The organism is Robertmurraya kyonggiensis (assembly GCF_005116465.1).
Classification (GTDB): domain Bacteria; phylum Bacillota; class Bacilli; order Bacillales; family Cytobacillaceae; genus Robertmurraya; species Robertmurraya kyonggiensis.
On sequence record NZ_SWBM01000005.1, the window covers coordinates 167,258 to 185,149 of the forward strand.

At 36.4% G+C, this 17,892-nt stretch carries 15 protein-coding genes and 1 pseudogene; 13 read left to right on the forward strand and 3 right to left on the reverse strand.

Annotated features, from left to right (window positions below):
- Window positions 1-47: 47 nt before the first annotated feature.
- The 11 genes and pseudogenes from FA727_RS18415 to FA727_RS25455 all read left to right on the forward strand — a co-directional run.
- Window positions 48-1,073: a methionine ABC transporter ATP-binding protein gene (locus FA727_RS18415; protein ID WP_136833123.1), complete on the forward strand. Its 1,026-nt coding sequence runs from the start codon at window positions 48-50 to the stop codon at window positions 1,071-1,073.
- Window positions 1,066-1,734: a methionine ABC transporter permease gene (locus FA727_RS18420; RefSeq protein ID WP_136833006.1), complete on the forward strand. Its 669-nt coding sequence runs from the start codon at window positions 1,066-1,068 to the stop codon at window positions 1,732-1,734. The genes FA727_RS18415 and FA727_RS18420 overlap by 8 nt, the downstream gene beginning before the upstream one ends.
- 13 nt (window positions 1,735-1,747) lie before the next feature.
- Window positions 1,748-2,605: a MetQ/NlpA family ABC transporter substrate-binding protein gene (locus tag FA727_RS18425; protein WP_136833007.1), complete on the forward strand. Its 858-nt coding sequence runs from the start codon at window positions 1,748-1,750 to the stop codon at window positions 2,603-2,605.
- 209 nt (window positions 2,606-2,814) lie between these two features.
- Window positions 2,815-3,000 (forward strand): YuzK family famiily protein, encoded by a 186-nt coding sequence (locus FA727_RS18430; RefSeq protein ID WP_136833008.1) that lies wholly within the window; start codon window positions 2,815-2,817, stop codon window positions 2,998-3,000.
- 55 nt (window positions 3,001-3,055) lie between these two features.
- Complete coding sequence (locus FA727_RS18435; RefSeq protein WP_136833009.1) at window positions 3,056-3,259, forward strand: hypothetical protein; 204 nt, start codon at window positions 3,056-3,058, stop codon at window positions 3,257-3,259.
- 423 nt (window positions 3,260-3,682) lie between these two features.
- On the forward strand, window positions 3,683-4,468 hold the full coding sequence (gene sufC / locus FA727_RS18440; protein ID WP_136833010.1) for a Fe-S cluster assembly ATPase SufC: 786 nt from the start codon (window positions 3,683-3,685) through the stop codon (window positions 4,466-4,468).
- A gap of 17 nt (window positions 4,469-4,485) precedes the next feature.
- Entirely contained in the window at window positions 4,486-5,796 is a 1,311-nt protein-coding gene (gene sufD / locus FA727_RS18445) for a Fe-S cluster assembly protein SufD (protein ID WP_136833011.1), read from the forward strand.
- Window positions 5,796-7,025, forward strand: a complete 1,230-nt coding sequence (locus tag FA727_RS18450) for a cysteine desulfurase (protein ID WP_136833012.1) — start codon at window positions 5,796-5,798, stop codon at window positions 7,023-7,025. Before sufD ends, FA727_RS18450 begins: the two co-directional genes overlap by 1 nt.
- On the forward strand, window positions 7,015-7,452 hold the full coding sequence (sufU, locus tag FA727_RS18455; RefSeq protein ID WP_136833013.1) for a Fe-S cluster assembly sulfur transfer protein SufU: 438 nt from the start codon (window positions 7,015-7,017) through the stop codon (window positions 7,450-7,452). Before FA727_RS18450 ends, sufU begins: the two co-directional genes overlap by 11 nt.
- Before the next feature lie 64 nt (window positions 7,453-7,516).
- Window positions 7,517-8,914, forward strand: a complete 1,398-nt coding sequence (sufB, locus tag FA727_RS18460; RefSeq protein ID WP_136833014.1) for a Fe-S cluster assembly protein SufB — start codon at window positions 7,517-7,519, stop codon at window positions 8,912-8,914.
- Window positions 8,915-9,200: 286 nt separating this feature from the next.
- A pseudogene (locus FA727_RS25455) lies at window positions 9,201-9,794 on the forward strand (IS91 family transposase); the annotation flags it as partial.
- Window positions 9,795-10,023: 229 nt separating this feature from the next.
- Here the strand turns inward: FA727_RS25455 and FA727_RS18470 are convergent.
- The 3 genes from FA727_RS18470 to FA727_RS18480 are packed head-to-tail and all read right to left on the reverse strand — an operon-like array spanning window position 10,024 to window position 13,752.
- Window positions 10,024-11,154, reverse strand: coding sequence for a Ger(x)C family spore germination protein (locus FA727_RS18470; protein ID WP_136833015.1), 1,131 nt, complete (start codon window positions 11,152-11,154; stop codon window positions 10,024-10,026).
- Window positions 11,155-11,158: 4 nt separating this feature from the next.
- Window positions 11,159-12,253, reverse strand: coding sequence for a GerAB/ArcD/ProY family transporter (locus FA727_RS18475; RefSeq protein ID WP_136833016.1), 1,095 nt, complete (start codon window positions 12,251-12,253; stop codon window positions 11,159-11,161).
- A gap of 8 nt (window positions 12,254-12,261) precedes the next feature.
- Window positions 12,262-13,752, reverse strand: coding sequence for a spore germination protein (locus tag FA727_RS18480; RefSeq protein WP_170209289.1), 1,491 nt, complete (start codon window positions 13,750-13,752; stop codon window positions 12,262-12,264).
- 813 nt (window positions 13,753-14,565) lie between these two features.
- Between FA727_RS18480 and FA727_RS25115 the strand changes: the two genes are divergently transcribed.
- Together FA727_RS25115 and FA727_RS18490 are read left to right on the forward strand one after the other, a co-directional pair.
- The gene (locus FA727_RS25115; protein WP_136833018.1) at window positions 14,566-14,922 is read left to right on the forward strand and encodes a TIGR04104 family putative zinc finger protein; all 357 of its coding nucleotides are present in this window, start codon (window positions 14,566-14,568) and stop codon (window positions 14,920-14,922) included.
- Between the two features lie 643 nt (window positions 14,923-15,565).
- Window positions 15,566-17,755, forward strand: coding sequence for a DUF4185 domain-containing protein (locus tag FA727_RS18490; RefSeq protein WP_136833019.1), 2,190 nt, complete (start codon window positions 15,566-15,568; stop codon window positions 17,753-17,755).
- The last annotated feature ends 137 nt before the right edge of the window (window positions 17,756-17,892 follow it).

A 17,892-nucleotide genomic window follows, 5' to 3' on the forward strand; every position in this document is an offset into this window, starting at 1 on the left:
GGCAAATTGATGAGGATAATCGGAAATATGCAAGGGGTGAACAACACTTGATTTCAATAGAAAATGTAAAAAAGATCTATTCTTCTATTCGCGGAAAAGTGACAGCTGTTGATGATGTCAGCATTGAGATAAATGAAGGCGAAATATTCGGAGTGATCGGCTACAGTGGTGCAGGGAAGAGTACATTAATTCGAATGTTGAATGGACTCGAACTTCCAACTGAAGGTACCGTGACAGTAGCTGGTAGACAGGTTTCAAGCATTAGAGGCAATGAGTTAAGAAAAGCTCGCCAAGAAATTAGCATGATATTTCAGCACTTCAACTTACTGTGGTCTCGCACAGTTAGAGAAAATATCGCGTTTCCTTTAGAAATCGCGGGTATCCCTAAAGGACAGAGACAAAAACGAGTGGCTGAGTTAATCAAACTCGTTGGACTAGATGGGAGAGAAGATGCCTATCCGTCCCAACTGAGTGGAGGCCAAAAACAAAGAGTGGGAATCGCAAGAGCATTAGCGAATAATCCGAAAGTTTTACTTTGTGATGAAGCGACATCAGCCTTGGACCCGCAAACAACGGATTCTATTTTGGATTTGTTAGTAGATATCAATAAGCGATTGGGATTAACAATTGTTTTAATTACTCATGAAATGCACGTCATTCGTAAAATCTGCCATCGTGTTGCTGTTATGGAAGACGGAAGAGTCGTGGAAACAGGACCGGTTCTTGAAGTATTCAAAAACCCACAGCAGCAAATCACAAAACGATTTGTCCAACAAGTGACAGAGCCGGAAGAAACAAAAGAAACGATTGAGCATTTAATTGAGCAATATCCTCAGGGAACCGTTGTTCAACTTGGGTTTGTCGGAGAATCAGCAGAGCAACCGATTATAACCAATTTGATTCGGAAGTTTGATGTAACAGTCAATATTTTGCAGGGGAAAATTTCGCAAACTCAGAATGGTTCTTACGGAACATTGTTCATTCATCTAGATGGAAATGGAACTGAGGTATCTAATGCAATTGAATTTATTAGAGCACAGCAGGTTGGAGTAGAGGTGATAAAAAATGATTAATGAACTCTTTCCAAATGTAAAATGGGACAGAATGTGGGAAGCAACTGGAGAAACGCTCTATATGACAGGTATCTCTGTTCTAGCAACCTTTATTCTAGGGATTCTATTAGGCTTATTGCTGTTTCTTACTTCAAAGGGAAATATCTGGGAAAATGGTTTTATCAATAAAATTATCAGTGCTTTTGTGAACATCTTCCGTTCAATTCCTTTCATTATTCTTATCGTGCTTCTAATTCCATTTACGAAGCTTATACTCGATACGATGATTGGAGAAAATGCTGCACTGCCTGCATTAATTGTCGGAGCGGCACCGTTTTATGCCAGAATGGTTGAAATTGGTTTAAGAGAAATTGATAAGGGTGTTATCGAGGCGGCAAAATCAATGGGAGCAAAGACGAGTACAATTATATTCAAAGTATTGCTTCCAGAATCAATGCCAGCTCTTGTATCAGGGATTACCGTTACGGCAATAGCCCTTGTTGGTTACACAGCGATGGCAGGTGTCATCGGTGCTGGTGGACTTGGAAATTTAGCCTATCTCGAAGGTTTCCAACGTTCTCGCGGTGATGTGACCTTAATGGCCACAATTGTTATTTTAGTTATCGTGTTTATCCTCCAATTTATTGGAGATTTTATAACAAATAAATTAGATAAAAGATAAGGAGTGGAAAGAAATGAAAAAATGGCTTACGATTTTATTGCCTTTTGCACTAATTCTATTTTTAGCAGCTTGCGGTACAAACAAGGATGAAGAAGCAACTGAAGGCGGAAATGCTGATGATGCAAAAACAGAAGAAAAAATAACTCTTGTTGTAGGTGCATCGAACGTACCTCACGCAGAAATTTTAGAAGAAGCGAAGCCTTTACTTGAAGAAAAAGGTATAGAGCTAGAAATTGAAACATTCCAGGATTATGTTCTTCCGAACCAAGCATTAGAAGCAGGGGATTTAGATGCAAACTATTTCCAACACATCCCTTACTTAAATGCACAAATTGCTGAAAATGGTTATGATTTTGTTAACGCTGGTGGCATTCATATCGAGCCAATCGGTGTATATTCTAAGAAATATAAGAGCCTTGATGAACTACCAGAAGGAGCTCACATCATCATCAGTAGCTCAGTTCCAGACCACGGTCGTATCTTATCTCTTCTTGAAAAAGAAGGTTTGATTACTCTTAAAGAAGGCGTAGAAAAGACAGAAGCAACTATCGATGATATCGTAGATAATCCAAAGAAATTAGAATTTGATGCTGAGTACGAAGCATCTTTATTACCTCAAATCTTTAACAATGATGAAGGTGATGCTGTACTAATCAACTCTAACTATGCAATCGATGCTGGATTAAATCCAATTGAAGATTCCATTGCTATTGAAGAAAGTGATTCACCATATGTTAACGTAATTGCGGTTAATAAAGGTGATGAAAATAGCGAAGCAATTAAAGCTCTAGTTGAAGTACTTCGTTCAAAAGAAATTCAAGATTTCATTTTAGAAAAATATGAAGGTGCTGTCGTTCCAGTATCTGAATAATGATGTGGGGTATCTCTTTTAAGAGGTACCTTTTCAATTTGTAAGGAATTGGCTTCGATTGTAAGGATGCGCTAGGTAATCTTTGGAGATAGCGCCTCAGTGGTTGTGAGGCGTGGATATCTCTGTATATCGTCTTTGTGTAGTCAGGTATGTGTTTGCTAGCATAATAAATGTAACTAAACCGAAAGGAATGGTTCCCTATCAGTTTTTTGAATCTGAACTACACAAGTGAAATGGAAAAGGCGATGCACAGTGCTCATAAGGTGACCTACGCATCTTATAGTCAAAAGCTCGAGGTCCGAATGAAAGTTGAGCGAAGACGGGAAAAGGACTATATTCAATCTCAACGTCTAGTGGCTGATTTGGATAGAAGACAGCTCAACAGACAAATATAATGAAAAGCCAAGCCAGCGTGAATTTGTTGTGACGCTGGTTTTATTTGTGGGTATCATGTGGACAAGCATCGAGATTTCCTATACTTTACTCGATTCGGATGAAAAACGAACAGGTTATCCACATGGGTTTGAAGTGTGGACAAAAATTTCTGAATTAACCGATAAGATATCCACAAAATGTTCTGATGTGGATAAGAACTCAGTAGAAAACGAAAAAATGTCCCCAGGATTACCGACCAAAACAGAGATATCCACATAGACTACTGTTAAAATCGAAAAATTCCAAAAAAACAAAAAAGATATCCACATAAGTTATCCAGTTTTCCACCATTCTCATTCACAATACACAATTCTAGCATTTAATGAACCGCTTTTTCCCCATTTCAATTGAACTTCATTCTCAATTAGAACATGCATACATACATAAAGTGGTTATGGAGAAAATATATTGAACAAATTTTTGAATCCGTAGAAAACCGTGGCAATTAATTCAATGATTGTAGGTAATACATAGGGAGATGGGAGAGATATTTTTAAGATATATTTTAATCTGTTTTAAGGTTGCTAAAGAGTTGCTATCAAATTTCATTTGTTATAAGATTGTAATGAGAATAAAGTGAGAATAACGATTGGAAAAAACAATCGAGATAAAAACTTTCTTTTAATTTACGGAGGTATTATTATGTCAGGATCTACTTTAACAATTAAAGACCTTCATGTTTCTATTGAAGGTAAAGAAATATTAAAAGGTGTAAACCTTGAAATCAAAGGTGGAGAAATCCACGCTATCATGGGACCAAACGGTACAGGTAAATCAACTTTATCTTCTGCTATTATGGGACACCCAAAGTATGAAGTAACTAGTGGTAGCATTACATTAGATGGAGAAGACGTTCTAGAGATGGAAGTTGACGAGCGTGCTCGTGCAGGCCTTTTCTTAGCAATGCAATATCCAAGCGAAATCAGTGGTGTTACAAATGCTGACTTCTTACGTTCTGCAATTAATGCACGTCGTGAAGAAGGTGATGAAATTTCATTAATGAAGTTCATCCGTCAAATGGATTCTCAAATGGAATTCTTAGAAATGGATCCTGAAATGGCTCAACGTTATTTAAACGAAGGGTTCTCAGGTGGAGAAAAGAAGCGTAACGAAATTCTTCAATTAATGATGATCGAACCAAAAATTGCAATCCTTGATGAGATCGACTCTGGTCTTGATATCGATGCATTAAAAGTTGTATCAAAAGGAATTAACGAAATGCGTAGCCCTGATTTTGGGTGCTTAATCATCACTCACTATCAGCGTCTACTTAACTACATTACTCCTGACCATGTCCATGTTATGATGCAAGGTCGTGTTGTTAGATCTGGTGGTCCTGAGCTTGCAACTCGTTTAGAAGCTGAAGGATACGACTGGATTAAGAAAGAACTAGGCATTGAAGACGAAACAGTTGGGCAAGAAGCATAAGCGTTAGGAGGATCGAAATGACAACTGAAATTAAATTACCATTTGATAAAGAGTATGTTAGCTCTTTCTCTAAAGAGATGGGCGAGCCTGAATGGCTAACAGCTCTACGTCTAGAAGCTCTTGAGAGCGTGGAAACTTTACCACTACCTAGACCAGATAAAACAAAAATAGATAAATGGAACTTTACACAATTTGAAAAGCATATTGTGAAAAGTGATGATTTCGCATCTTTACATGATCTTCCTTTTGATGTGAAAGCTCTAGTGGATGTTGATGTAGAAGAGCAGAATCTATATATTCAACGTAATAACCGTCCTTCTATTCTTAAAGTTTCGAAAGAGCTTCAAGAAAAAGGCGTTATTTTTGTAGATATCTTCACTGCAGCAAGAGAGCACGGAGACCTTTTACAAAAATATTTCATGAAGGATGCCGTGAAGGTAGATGAGCATAAATTAACAGCTCTTCATGCAGCATTATTAAACGGTGGTGTATTTGTATACGTACCGAAAAATGTTGAATTATCTTCACCAATTCAAGCCGTATTTATTCATGATGAAGTAGAAGCAAATATGTTCAACCACGTATTAGTTGTGGCTGAAGATAACAGCTCTGTTACTTATGTAGAAAACTATATTTCTACTGTTGATTCTTCCAATGGAATCTTCAATATCGTGACTGAAGTGATTGCGAATACAAACTCAAAAGTCCAATATGGTGCGGTTGATACAATTGCTAAAGGAACAACTACTTATGTCAATCGTCGTGGCCATGCTGGTCGTGATGCAAGAATAGAATGGGCACTTGGCCTAATGAACGATGGGAATACAATTTCTGAAAATACAACAAACCTTATTGGTGATGGTTCTCTTGCTGACACGAAATCCGTTGTTGTTGGACGTGGTGAGCAAACTCAAAACTTCACAACAAAGGTAGTTCATTTTGGTAAAAATTCCGAAGGCTTTATTTTGAAGCATGGTGTTATGAAGGATCAAGCAAGCTCTATTTTTAACGGTATTGGTAAAATTGAGCATGGTGCTTCTAAGTCTAATGCGCAACAGGAATCTCGTGTTCTTATGCTAAGTGAAGGTGCACGTGGGGATGCGAACCCAATTCTTCTAATTGACGAAGATGATGTAGTAGCAGGACATGCTGCTTCTGTTGGACGTGTAGACCCATTACAGCTTTACTACATTATGAGCCGTGGAATTTCTCAAAAAGAAGCGGAAAGACTAATCATTCATGGATTCTTAGCGCCAGTTGTGAATGAACTTCCAATTGAAGGAGTTAAAAACCAACTGCGTGAAGTGATTGAAAGGAAAGTAAAATAATGAATATCTCGGATGTTCGTTCTTATTTTCCGATTTTAAATCAGGAAGTCAATGGCAATCCCCTTGTATATTTGGATAGTGCAGCTACTTCTCAAAAACCTATCCAAGTCATTGAAGCTGTAGATAAGTATTATCGTGAATACAATTCGAATGTTCACCGTGGTGTACATACACTGGGAACAAAAGCGACAGATGGATACGAGGGTGCAAGGGATAAGGTAAGAAAATTTATCAATGCCAAATCGACTCAAGAGATTATTTTTACAAGAGGAACAACGACAGCGTTGAACACTGTTGCAGCAAGTTATGGTAGAGCGAATCTTCAAGAAGGTGATGAGATTGTCATCACTTATATGGAGCATCACAGCAATATCATTCCTTGGCAACAGCTTGCAAAAGTAACAGGTGCGACGTTAAAATATTTGCCTCTTCAAGAAGATGGAACGATTCTACTTGAAGATGTTCAAGAGACGATTAATGTCAATACGAAGCTTGTATCGGTAACGATGGTTTCGAATGTTCTAGGTGTGATGAACCCAATTAAAGAAATTACCCAAATTGCACATAGCAATGGTGCGGTAATGGTCGTGGATGGTGCGCAAGCTGCTCCACATATGAAAATTGACGTTCAAGACTTAGACATCGATTTCCTTGGTTTTTCTGGTCACAAAATGTGTGGTCCAACAGGAATTGGTGTTTTATATGGAAAAAAACAGCTTCTTGAAAACATGAAGCCAATCGAGTTCGGTGGGGAAATGATTGATTTTGTTGACCTATATGATTCCACTTGGAAGGAGCTTCCATGGAAGTTTGAAGGTGGAACACCGATAATTGCTGGAGCAATTGGATTGGGTGCGGCGATCGACTTTTTAACAGAAGTAGGTTTGGACAATATCCAAGCACATGAGCATCGCTTGGCAGCATACGCTCTTGAAAAAATGTCTACAGTTGAAGGGATGACCATTTATGGTCCAAAGGATGCAGCAAAACGAGCAGGCCTAGTTACCTTTAACTTAGAGGATGTACATCCGCATGACGTAGCGACTGTACTGGATGCGGAAGGAATTGCCGTTCGCGCTGGACATCATTGTGCACAACCATTAATGAAATGGTTAAAAGCATCGGCAACAGCTCGTGCTAGCTTCTATCTGTATAACACAGAAGAGGAAATTGATAAGCTCGTATCTGGGCTTCTCAAAACAAAGGAGTATTTTTCGGATGTCTTCTAATAATTTGGATCAATTGTATCGACAAGTGATTATGGATCATTATAAAAATCCTCGTAATAAAGGTGTTTTAGAGGATGACAGTTTAACGATAAATATGAATAATCCAACCTGCGGCGACCGTATTCAATTGACGCTTAAGGTGAACGATGGAAAAGTAACGGATGCGAAATTTGAAGGTGAAGGTTGCTCCATTTCAATGTCTTCTGCATCTATGATGACTCAAGCGATTAAAGGGAAGGATATAAAAGAAGCTTTAAAGCTTTCAACGATTTTTTCCGATATGATGCAAGGGAAAGACTATGACGAGACACAAGATTTAGGTGACATTGAAGCACTTTCAGGCGTATCCAAATTTCCAGCACGGATTAAATGTGCTACTTTAGCATGGAAGGCAATGGAAAAAGGCCTAAAGGAAGATGAACAATAATAGAATAGGGATATAAGGGATGGAGCAATACCCTTTGTCCTTTTATGAAGGAGGAAGACTTTCGATGGCAAAAAAAGCGCCTGAGATCGGTGATTATAAATATGGCTTTCATGATAAAGACGTTTCCATCTTCCGATCAAAACGTGGTCTTACACGTGAAATCGTAGAAGAAATTTCTAAAATGAAAGAAGAGCCACAGTGGATGTTAGATTTCCGCTTGAAGTCATTGGAGCATTTTTATAAAATGCCAATGCCACAATGGGGAGGGGATTTAAACTCTTTAAACTTTGATGAAATTACGTACTACGTAAAACCATCTGAGAAAACAGAACGCTCTTGGGATGAAGTTCCTGAAGAGATTAAGCAAACTTTCGATAAGCTTGGTATTCCAGAAGCAGAGCAAAAGTATTTAGCTGGTGTATCTGCTCAGTACGAATCTGAGGTTGTTTACCATAACATGCAAGAAGACCTTGAAAATATGGGAATTGTTTTCAAGGATACAGATTCTGCCTTAAGAGAAAATGAAGACATTTTCCGTGAGCATTTTGGAAAAACGATCCCACCTACAGATAACAAATTTGCTGCATTAAACTCAGCTGTTTGGTCTGGTGGATCTTTCATCTACGTACCAAAAGGCGTAAAGGTTGAAACGCCTTTACAAGCTTACTTCCGTATTAACTCTGAGAACATGGGACAATTCGAGCGTACTCTTATCATCGTTGATGAAGGCGCACATGTTCACTATGTTGAAGGATGTACAGCTCCTGTTTATACAACAAACTCACTTCACAGTGCGGTTGTTGAAATTGTTATCAAAAAAGATGCTTACTGCCGTTATACAACAATCCAAAACTGGGCAAACAACGTTTATAACTTAGTTACAAAGCGTGCGGTTTGTGATGCTAACGCAACAATGGAATGGATTGATGGAAACATCGGTTCAAAATTAACAATGAAGTACCCAGCTGTTATTTTGAAAGGTGAAGGCGCTCGTGGTATGACTTTATCGATTGCGATTGCAGGTAAAGGTCAGCACCAGGATGCAGGTGCAAAAATGCTTCATTTGGCACCAAATACATCTTCAACAATTGTTTCAAAATCAATTTCTAAGCAAGGCGGAAAAGTAACATACCGTGGTATCGTTCACTTTGGACGCAAGGCTGATGGCGCACGTTCTAATATCGAATGTGACACATTGATTCTTGATAACAAATCAACTTCTGATACAATTCCTTACAACGAAATCTTAAACGACAACATCTCTCTAGAGCATGAAGCGAAGGTTTCAAAAGTATCAGAAGAACAATTATTCTACCTCATGAGCCGCGGTATTTCTGAAGAAGAAGCAACAGAAATGATCGTAATGGGCTTCATCGAGCCATTCACAAAAGAACTTCCAATGGAATACGCCGTTGAAATGAACCGTCTCATCAAATTCGAGATGGAAGGTTCTATCGGTTAATGAAGAAAAAAACTTATTTTATAAGGGTTTCATAGACAAAAGACACTGAGAGACGCTCTCTCAGTGTCTTTTGTCATTTTTGGATCAAATTGCGGTTGATATCCATTGATTCCCGCTCCGAGTACTTGCTTTCCGGGGTGCGGGCGGTGAGCTTCCTGATATGAACGAAATTGTCAAGTGACCTCACTTTTAGGATAAAGTTGAACCACCGTATACGGAACCTTAAGTACGATGGCAATCGAGTAGGAGGATAATCAATTAATGATTATCCTCCTACTCGATTGCCATGGAAAACAAGATTTTGAGACAGATAATCTTCGATAGAAATAACCAATGGGATAACTTTCTTACAAAGCATGAAACTAAAATCCGCCAAATTGTCTCTAAGGAAGTAGAAAAATCCAGAGGATGCGGAAATACGAAAAATGGTGTTAAACTTTTCCTGTGAAGGTTGCCATGATGTTAGAAAAATTCCTTATCGTTGTAATGGGCGTTTCTGCACAACTTGTTCGGTTGGTGAAAGCGAAGAATAGGGTCGTTTACTTACAGAAGACGTTGTACAAGTTAACCACAGACATTTGATTTTTCGATAGATGAAGGGTTACGTGATGTATTTTTACTACATCGACATTTGTTAAAAGATCTTATGGATGAAGCAGCTCATTTGATTAAGGGATTCTTTGAAAAAATGCTAAAGTAACTCCAGGAATTAGAACTGGTCTACGCACCTTCGGTTCTAGAGTGAACTTTAATCCCCATGTATATGTTAGTCACAATGGGTGGTTTAACTAAAAATGGAGAGTGGAAACAGTACGATTTCTTGCCATTTGAAATGCTTCGAAAGTTGTGGCAGACTTTCGTATTAAAACTAATACGCAAAGGGTTTTAGAAAAGGAAAAATAGAAGAATCCACCCCGATTACAAAAGGCGTTCAACAATAAAGTGGGATCCCTCGACACCACCGATGTATTCATGTGAGAAGTGTGGTGGGCAAATGTATCCTGTATATTACAAAGGAGTACATGGTTTAGAGTACTAACTCTCGGATGTTCTCTAACAAAAAAGGACCGGGCGGTTTTTCCACTGTTTTTCTTACTAAAAACAACATGTTAATCAACTAATCCAGTTCGCTTAATTTCCACCTGTATATTTGGTTTTATCTTTAGTGCTGAGTAATTTTGTCTTAAATCTCCCTCAGTTAGATGGGAATATTTTCTAATACTTCTTATTTTTCTTCCAATGCCGATGGGATCAGTATTTAAATTTTTTAATTCCTCAAGTATATATCTAAATTCTTTGTTTAGTGCTTCACCAATTAGTTGCTCCATTTTCTTTAGTGAATCTTTATTTTTCACAGAAGTAGAGGGTTGAAATTCTAATGTTGAAACGGATATCGTTGCATTTAAATGAACAAATTCTGGGTTCTTTATTTCAATGTTTCCTTTGTACTTTATTGGATGAAGTGTAATCTTATAACTATCACTTTTAGAAAGGTTGAGTTCGGCCATACCCCTTTTCTCTAGTTCTTCAGTAGCGATCTCTACAGTTATATCACCTAAAAATGCCTTATTATTTGTGAATAATTTTATATAAAGGGTGTTTATCAACGAAATAGACCCAACAATTTTATCTTCTTTGAATAATGCAACACCATCTATAGAAGGTGCTACCCCATTTGCATTATTTATGATGGGGAGGGTAGGATCGATACCAATTTCATATAGTGTGGTTATAAAATCATGTAAGTTAGAGTTGACTAACATTTCTTTCTTTTCGTGTTTATCCAATAGTTGATAGATATAGGATCCCATTTCGGGATATTCTTCATAGTTTGTATTGTTAATCGTCTCCTCAGCATTATCAGTAATGGCCAAAAATATTAAAGAACTGATACTGCTATCTCGTTGCATTGTGTCCAGAAAAGAAGAAATTCCTACTGTTGCTGCCATATTTTTATTAAACAGTATGGTCCTTAATTGACCAGATGTAATGTCATGGCTTGTCTGTTCCTCTAGTTTTTGTCTGATTTGTTTACTAGTCGTTCCCTCAGCAGAAAGGGTTACACTCGTATTTTCTTCTTTTCGGTCAAACTGTAACAAACTTATAGTGCCTTTGAATGTATTGTCATCAAGAAAGTCAAAACCAATAATAGTTGAAATACCTTGCATTTCTATTATTTTTTCAGGGGCCATACATGCAGTACAAAGAAGAGAACATAGCAGAATAACAATTTTTTTCATTCTTTCAACTCCGTCTTGAACGAGTATTGATTTTTAATTTTATAATGGTTATTCCATACAAGAATATCGGATAGATAAACCACAGGAAAAATCCAGTTTTGCCAACTTGATCAAAAAAATAATTATTATCTACTCTTTTAGTAATTAAAAAACTACAGATAAAAAGGATAATTGAGATGAGCCATATTCCATATTTTTGTTTTATATGAAAAATCTGTTTAATACCCTTGGAAGAAATATATAGAGTGATACATAGATTTGGAAAAATAACTAAAATCCACAATGGAACTGCAACAAATTCAAAGCGCTCAATAAATGGAAAATGGACTGTGCTAATCATGCTGACAACAGGCCATACGTTCTTCTCTAATTCTTTCCCGCTAAAAAATAAAATAGAAACGACAGTTGTTATTAAAACAAGAATGGTCGTAAACCAGACTGCTATTTGACTAAACAGGTGTAGTTGATTTTTCTCCTTTATAAATGGAAAAATAAAAAGTAACGTCTCGAAACCTAACATTGTATAACTGCTCTTGAAAACTCCTTTTATAATTTCTGAAGGAGTTGTCGTCATAATAGGTAAAATCCTAGTTAGGTTTATCCTTTGAAGTGGTTGATACACAACAAATAGCAGCCATATAGTCAATAAAAAGGATAAGAAGCAAACACCGGTCACAACTCTAAATCCACCGGATACAGCATAAATGGTTAATATTAACAAAGCTAATACCCCTACCCATTCATAGACACCTTCATATCCCCATGTTAGTGACAGCTCTACATAACTAATGGTGATCGAATAATGGACGGCAATAAAGTAAATGACAATAAGGAAGTTAAAGATACTACCAATAAAGCGTCCGAAAATATGTTCATGAATTTCAAATAGAGTACCACCTTCATTTTTTTTTAGGATAGAAATCATTAACCATGTAATTAAGCTAACGAATAATCCAGATATTAAAATGGATATCCAAGCATCTTTTTTTGATTCTAGATACATAATTCTTGGAACTCCAAGAATTCCCATACCAATTTGCGAAGTATGTATGATATAAAACGCCATAAAGGCGTTAACAAAACGTATATTTGATCTCATTTTGCACCTCAAAATTCATCTAAATCTGTTATATTTTTTAATCGCTCCTTTAGGCGAATGGAGTCTTTTGGTCGATTTACTAACGGTCTCCTCATATAAAAATGGTGTGGGAGGCGTATTAAAAAATATTTCAAATCTTTCATTCTTAGAGGATATAGAGGTGCAAGGTAAGGTTTATTTAAGGAAGTTAATCTTAACAAGTGAACTATTAGAATACATATACCGACAATGATTCCATTTAACCCCCAAACACCTGCTAAAATAATGATTGGAAATCTAGCAATTCTTACGGCAGTGCCCATTTCATAAATAGGAGCCGAAAATGCCCCTAATGCACTAAATGCAACAATGATAATTAAAATATTGCTAGTTAATCCTGCCTCAACTGTTGCTTGTCCAATGACAATACCTCCTACAATTCCCATTGTTTGTCCTACTTTTGAAGGAAGGCGGGCCCCAGCTTCTCTAAGTAATTCAATTAACAATTCTAGTAAGAGTGCTTCTAATAATGGTGGAAAAGGAATTTGTGAACGTGATTGTCCAATGATAATTAACAATTTAGATGGTATGAGTTCAAAATGATAAGTCATGGTAGCCACATAAATGGCTGTTAAAAAAAGAGAACCTACCATAGCAAATAATCGGATTAAACGAATAAATGTACTTAAAGACCATCTCAAATAGATATCTTCTGTTGATTCGAAAAATGAGAAAAAATTAGCAGGACCTATAATTGCTACTGGGCTACCATCTATAAAAATACCAATTCGTCCGTTTAAAATCGAGTAGATGAATCGATCGGGTAGCTCTGTCAATATAAATTGTGGAAGTAAAGAGTAATGTTTATCTTCTAGGCATTGAGCCAAAACCGAACTGTCAATTATATCTTCCATTTTTAATTGTTTAATCCTGTCCTTAAGTGTCTGAAGAGTGTCATGGTTCGCAATATCTTTTATATATACAATTCTTACCTGCTTTTGAAGGCGTTCCCCAATCTTTATTTCATCCGTGCACAAATTATAATCATTTAGATTTTGTCTGATTATCTTAACGTTAGAAGTTAATGATTCAGTGAACGAAATTTTAGGTCCATATACTAACGATTCTGTCTCTGCTTTCTCGATAGAACGTTCAATGGGATTTGCGCAGTTCACAATGAATGCCTTTTTCTCATCTAAAAAATAAAGATAAGCAAATCCATTTAATAGGGAAGAAATTATCTCTTGTTCCTCCAAATTTACTTTTATTTCATCTATAGGTATGTTTTTCATTAAATAGGTGTAATGTAAGTATTCTACAGAAAGTTCTTCAATGTATTTAATGACGTACTCATTTAGAATCTCTGGCTTAATTAAATTTTTCATAAAAATAATATGAATCCCCTCTTGTCCAACTTCAAGCTTTCGACAAATCAAATCGGGTGATTCATTAAGAATGGATTTAATTTTTTCATAACCAAGGAGGTTATCATTATTATGACGCTTTGTCATTTGTAACATTTCCTTCAACCGTTTTTAATAGTGTCTGTAAAAACAATTAATTTATACAGAATATAAGATAGAGGGACAGTGGAACATTACATCATCATGGACAGTGTTAAACCATTATCATGTCTAGATTAAGTGAATTTTACTTATATAGTAATACTTCATCCTTATTTAACAAACGGGTGCGTTCAATAAAAATCTTCAAAAAAATAAAAGGAACTCACAGCGGGAACCATGAGTTCTTAATGTATAAAGCACTTATTTTATGTGACTTTAACCAATGCTAACCACGTGCAAAAGTTCAATTTATAAATGGTTTTAACATGTTTTATCAAATGACCTTATATCAACACTTAAGTGGATTAAATTGTAGTCTATTTCATTCAGATTGAAGCGAAATTAATTAGATTCGAGATGGAAGGTTCAATTGGATAATATAAAAAAGCTAGGGATTTTTATTGTTTAAATATTGTAATGAATGATTGAGCTGGCGAAATTAAATTTTTTTATCTCTATTACCATTTATGTTTAAATAATCGTAATATATATTACCTTGAAGGAAGAAGATATGAAACGAATTTCATTCGAACCACCAGCAGAACATTATGATAACAGCATTGAATCTATTGATGAAAAAATCTGTGATTTAATAAACCAGCGGAAAGAGGTAGCCTTGACATTTTTACATTTATTGTATCGTCAGTTTTACCTGATGATATATCAAAATTAAAATTAGACTTTAAAGAGAATGAAATGCCGTTCCAAAACCAAGGGATATGAATTTGTTATATAAGAATAATTATATAGAGAAAGTGTGATGAGGTAATGCAAAAATATAAGAGTTGTAATGCAAAATTTAGTTGGGCGAGTATTTATAAATCTTTTTGGTTAGGATATAGACCAATTGTATGTAGTCAATGTAGGGTCGAACACCAAATAACATTATGGGGAAGACTTATATTTGTATTCTTAACAATCGTTCCAATGTTGTTATTTGGAAATTTCTTCTCACCCTTTAATGATGTTTTTGTGACGATTGCTATTCTATTGTTTGGTTCTTTTTTCACCATATCTAGTCGAATTCAAATAAATAGCTCCTCCGTCATACTTCAATTAAAAAATATGCAATGCGAGTTTTTCGGTCAATCGCGCAAGAAGAACTGTATCATTATTTTAGCATGATAATCCTTTGTGAAAAATAAATGAATATAGATGGAATTATATTCTCTGATGAAATAGTGTAGATTCCGATATATGGATATATTAAACGATTGGTAGAAATAGTTTTTAGCAGAAAATTTCAAATAAAAAAGAAAGTTCATATCTGGTTAAGTTTTCTAATGACTAGAGAGAAAGAAGTCTTTTTTATTTGTATAATTAGTTGATTGGAAGGGAAGAACGCGACTCCAGCGGGAAAAGTGGGAAAGTCGAGACCCCAGACTGAGCGTAGCGAGGGAAGAGGCTCGGCCAGCCCGCGGAAAGCGTCCGCCTGGACTGGAAATCAACCTACATTTTACATACATTATCTATAACATTAACCGAAGGTTTTAATTTTGTTGATTTATTTTAGTTTAACTATAGTAAGTAGATTTTCTATTCAAGAATAACTTTTCAAATTAATAGCCTACTTAACAAAGGCATTTCGAAAAACATAAGAACTATTACCTATTTCTATTATCGTCAAGAAAATTCTGTTTTCTTTATCAAATCTATCAAATATAATCTGAATTGAGTAGAGTGGTAATAAAAAACGTACGGAGGGAATCAAAAAAATGTAAATTGAAGCCGCTTACACTCATCAAAATATTATTCGGAGGTTAGACTAGTGAAAAGTATAAAATCGAAATCTATTTTTTCTATTTTGCTTATATTACTACTCGTTGTATCGATTACAATTCCATCACTTGCGCAGACACAAAGTAATCTAACAACTGCATCGGACACAGCAGAACCAACTGAAAGCTTTGAACTCGTTGCGAGTAAAGCTCAAAAAATTGCTCGAGTTACAGGTAGAACACTTGAGGGAGAAACCATCCCGAATCCTAGTAATACTCCCGAGAACTATGGACTTACAGCAACTGACCTAGGCATTGTTTGGGATGCTACAACTGATCCAGAACACAAAAAAGTAATGGTTGCCTTTGGAGATTCCTATGATGATGGATGGGGTGGCTTTGGTGGTGGAGGTACTGGCTGGAGAGGAAATCTATTGGCCTTATCAGAGGACACTGACCTGACAGATGGAATGACATTTTCAACGATGATTGCCGATGAAGAAACTCCTAATTATGCAAAAGAAATCATTTATTCTGCTCATAATACTTCAGGAAGCAGCGATTTTACAGCCATTCCTACTGCTGGAGTAACCGTTGGTGACAGACATTTTATTCATTACATGCAGATCCGTAATTGGGGAGCAAACGGTAGATGGAATACGAATTTCTCTGAAATTGCTTACTCTGATGATGAAGGACAAAATTGGACGAAGTCCGGAATTAAATGGGGTGCAGATAGTAAGTTTGCCCAGGCTGCTTTTTTAAACGATTCTGTAAACGTTTACATGTTCGGAACACCAGCTGGACGCTTTGATGCAGCGTATCTAGCGAGAGTGAAGCCAGAAAATATGCTTGTAAAAGAAGAATATGAATACTGGAATGGCTCGGAATGGATTAAGAACAATGAAGCTGCTGCAGTACCAGTTATTGAAGCACCAGTTAGTGAATTGTCTGTTGCTTATAATTCAAAATACAAAAAATATATTATGACGTATCTCAATGAAAACCGCTATGCACTTGTAATGAGAAGCTCTGACAGCTTAACTGGAGGATGGTCAGATGAAGTTGAAATTGCAACAGGTGCAGAATTCCCAGGTCTTTACGGTGCATTTATTCACCCGTGGACAAATGATGGGGATGATTTATACTTTGTGATGTCAGAATGGGGTCCATATAATACGGTGCTAATGCATTCAACACTAAGCAAAGGAACTCCAGTATCTAATCTTATTCAAGATCCATCATTTGAACAACAAACAACGAATAGGATTTCTCCGCCATGGGTAATTGAAGGGAATAAAAATGGTGGAGTGGATAGAGGTGCTAAAACCTCACGAGCTGGAACGAATAATGTTTATTTACGCGATACGACAGGCTGGAATGCCTTCACACAAGATATTGCAGTTCAACCAAACACCGTTTACAGACTAACTGGTTATGTAAAAACATCACAAAATAATGCAAATGGGTATTTTGGGGTAAGAGGTTCTGCTGGCGATATTTTAAAAGAAGTGAAGTTTGGTAGACATGATAACTATGAGAAACTTACAGTTCAATTCAATTCAGGCAACAATACAACAGTTCGCGTATTTACGGGCATGCATTCTGGTGGGGATACCTGGATTCAAGCGGATGATTATATGTTAGTGCCTGTTGATCAAACGGCTCCAGAAATCACGCTCAAAGGTGAAGCAGAAATTGAATTAAAATTGGGAGATTCATTTACGGATCCTGGTGCCACGGCTATTGATAATTTAGACGGGGATTTGACTTCTAAAATTCAAGTATCAGGTAAGGTAAATACGGACATTGTTGGAACCTATTCTTTAAAATACAATGTAACCGATTCGGATGGAAATAAAGCAGCTGAGGTTACGAGAACAGTGAAAGTAACAGGAGAAGAATACACAGTTAGCAATGCGGTATTCAGTGGAAGTGATGGAGGTGAGTTAAAATACTTGCCAACAAAAGGCATTGTTATGGCAAGTGCCGATATTCGTAACAACTCTAGTGAAGAAAAGACAGTTACACTAGTTTTTGCCCTCTACAACAAAAAGGGTGAAATGGAGAATTTATCTGGAATCACACAATCCATTCCTTCAGGTGGAGTCGAAAAAATTTCAGGTGGTTTCAAAATGCCTGGTAATAATTCAGGCTACACATTAGAAGTATTTGTAGCAGATTCTCTAATAGACCTGAATAAATTATCCAATGTAGCAAAATTAGGGCAGAAAAAGTAACAAAAATTTTAGAAACAAAGTGTTTAGGGAAGGCGGGACTATAGTCTCGCCTTTTTCCATTTTCAAGGAGGGTATCGAAATTGAAAAATTTATTTGAAAAATTTAAAAAAGGTATTGCTATAATCTTAATCTTGTCA